Below are 3,099 nucleotides of genomic sequence, written 5' to 3'. Positions count from 1 at the left end.
CGCCTCTATTAATGAGTAAGGCATACCTTCATATAAGGAGGTAGATAGGAATATATCAAAGCGATTTAATTCTATATCTGGATTCGAATGAAATCCTTTTAATTTAATAAATTTATCTAAATTATTTTTTTGAACATAATCGAAAACTTCTTTAAAATACTCTCCGTCCCCAATATACACAAACTCAACGTTTTGATTTTCCCTAATTACCTGTTCAGCTATACGAATAAATAACCATGGATTTTTTTGATAATCCATTCTCGCAATCGTTCCTACTATCAATTTCTCTTCACAATCTTTTAAAGGAAATTTACTATCTGTAGTGGGAAATGAAATACCATTATATACTACCATTGACTTATTTAACGAAATGACTTTATGCTCCAAGGCAAATGTTTCTTCACCTTTTGAAACATGAAGAACTTTTGTTGTTAAGAAGCCTAATAATTTTTCGATATTTTTATATACAAATTTTTTCTTTGAGGATAAATTTGGGTTTTGAAATACATATGCATGTGGTGTATAGTATACCCTTTTTATCCTACATATTTTTGCCGCTATCCTGCCTATTGCACCTGCTTTAGAGCTATGACAATGAACAATTTGTGGCCTAATTTCTCTTAGTATTTTTATAATTGATTTTGTAGCTCTTATGTCATTCTTAATTGATAATTCCCTTACCATTTCTGTGACTTCATAAAAATAAAGCCCTTTTTTCATAAGCTTATTTTTTGCCGATAGAAATACATCATCTACCCGCTTAGTACCATGTACAACATGTACCTCATATTCATCTAGATCTAGATTGGAGATTACATCCACTAAATGTCTCCTAACTCCTCCACCTAACGCCTCACATATAAAAACAACCTTTTTCATTGCTCATGACCCCTTTTATCATTAGTTAGAAGATCTACTTAGTAAAGACTTAATACCAATAATTAGTTTATTAGGAGCTATTAGCAAGATAAAAGATTTTACTATTCCCACATAACTTTCTAAAACTAGGGGGTTAAAATATTTTTTTTGAATTTTAATTCTGCTATATAACTGTCTCTTTCGCCTACTTAATGAGATACTATTAGGATTAATTTCTTTACAAATGAGAACTTCATCTAAATTTGAAACCTCATACTTATTCATTATCCTAAAGAAAAATTCGTAATCTTCTGCTGCCGGAAAATCCGTATGATATACACCAATATCCTCAATAATCACTGTTCTAAACATAACAGATGGGTGTGGGAAACAACTATTAATATGCATCTTCTTTTTTATCTCTTCTGTTGAAAGCGGCACACGCTCTATAAACACTTCTTTACCATCCATATCTGTATGCCTTACGTTCGATCCTATCAACATATAATTTGGATTATCTAACATATATTGTTTCTGTTTATAAAATCGATTAGGTTCAATTGTATCTCCTGCATCTATCCTGGCAACAAATGTATAGCCATTATCACAAATATACTTTAATCCTAAATTTAAGACATGCTCAATTCCTTTATTGACTTCGGATTTTATAAAAATAATATGGTGAATCCCCACAGTCTCAGGAACATAGATTGGTTCCTTACTACCGTCATCAACAACTACTACATCTACTTTCTCTTTTGTTTCCTTTAATAAAGATTCTAAGGTTTGATTTAAACCAACCTGATCGTTATATACAGGAATTAATAATGCTATTTCTGGCATACACTCGCTCCAATCATTTTTCTAATATAAATGAGAAAAGGGATTACAGGAATCTAAATTAATCTGGATTCCCCAATCCCTAATTCTGTTATATATATCTTAAATTACTCCAGTTGATTAATAGTTGCATTAGGACTATTTGTGTTCGCTCGAATCTTTTTTGAAGAATTAAATTTAGATATTGACATCTTATTAAATGCAGCAAGTCCCCCTAGAAATATAAGCCAATAGCTTAATGAAAAATCGTATGGCCTTTGGTAAATAGATAGGAAGTAAATTATACAAAAAATCCAGATATACCTATTTCTCATAGCAAAAGCATGCCCCATAAAGTATATGGTATGAAGGACGAATAATAAAAATCCATTTACTACTACAAAGGTTTTCCAAGATAATGCCTCTGAACCATAAGCATTTGCTTTATAAAAATACTCTTTTTCTTTCATCCCTAACAATAAGTTACCATCTTGCAAAAATTCCTTATATATTTGTTCGAATGCTGCGTTCGCTCTATTATTTCCTTCTAATTCGTTATTTCCTAACTCCAATCTGTAAAGAATCTTTTCATATACATAAGTATCTTTAGGTACAGTATTCATTAATATTAGTAGCACACCCATTGATAGCAAAGCATATTTGTACTTCTTTATCAAAAGATATAAAAATACAATTACATAAAAAGCAAATGAGAAAGAGCATATCCCTGCTACAAATAATATTTTCTCATAACCTCTACGCAAAGAAAATCCTTTAGATGCTAAGATTAAACCACTAATTGTTCCAACTACTCCTGGTTCATCAAACATTCCACAAATTCTATCAATACTTCCTCCCCAAGGGAGGAAGTACCTTTGATCTGATCCGTTAAAAAAGTGGTAGATAGATAAATTAAAGTAATTCCTATAGTAAGGTTTTGTCCAAGATGTACTAGATAACTGAGACCATTGTAAATCTATTCCTACAAATAAAAGAATAGCTATCGCTATTGCTGGTATAAGAGATATGGCAACTATTTTAATAAAATTATCATAAATCTTTAAACGTTCCTCATTCCTTATCAAAACTAATGGGATAAGTGAAACAGAATATAGCCATAAGTTACGAATAATATTCTCATCCTTAAAACTAAAAATTGCTATTAGTATAAAAGCTAAAAAAGCACTAAATATATTTGATTTATTAATTTTGTAATCCGATATACTAATCCATAATAAAAATACTGAGATATGAATTATTCCAAAGAGAGGTATTATGCTATTGTTCCATGTGAAAAATGGATTTAACCATAAAAATCCCAAGAATGCTGCCATAAATATATATATCTTATAAAAAAGTGAATCTATTCTACCTTTTTGCATTTATTTATATCATCCTATCTTTAATCTTACTCTATTAAAT

3 protein-coding genes are annotated in these 3,099 nt (G+C 30.0%); all 3 read right to left on the bottom strand.

All coding sequences use genetic code 11. From position 1 onward, the window contains the following. Positions 1–879 (bottom strand): glycosyltransferase (locus ABWK52_RS19665; protein ID WP_353772088.1); only part of this gene is annotated, 879 nt, incomplete at its 3' end. Positions 880–900: 21 nt separating this feature from the next. Continuing rightward, positions 901–1,701 carry a glycosyltransferase gene (locus ABWK52_RS19660; RefSeq protein WP_098541799.1) on the bottom strand — a complete coding sequence of 267 codons (801 nt, stop codon included), beginning with the start codon at positions 1,699–1,701 and terminating at the stop codon, positions 901–903. Positions 1,702–1,805: 104 nt separating this feature from the next. After that, a complete protein-coding gene (locus ABWK52_RS19655) occupies positions 1,806–3,059 on the bottom strand; it encodes a transcriptional regulator (RefSeq protein ID WP_097853599.1) in 1,254 nt (417 codons plus the stop codon). Positions 3,060–3,099 lie beyond the last annotated feature (40 nt).

This window comes from Bacillus sp. AP50, assembly GCF_040492675.1.
GTDB lineage: Bacteria > Bacillota > Bacilli > Bacillales > Bacillaceae_G > Bacillus_A > Bacillus_A cereus.
This window is presented reverse-complemented; position numbering and strand designations above follow the sequence as displayed.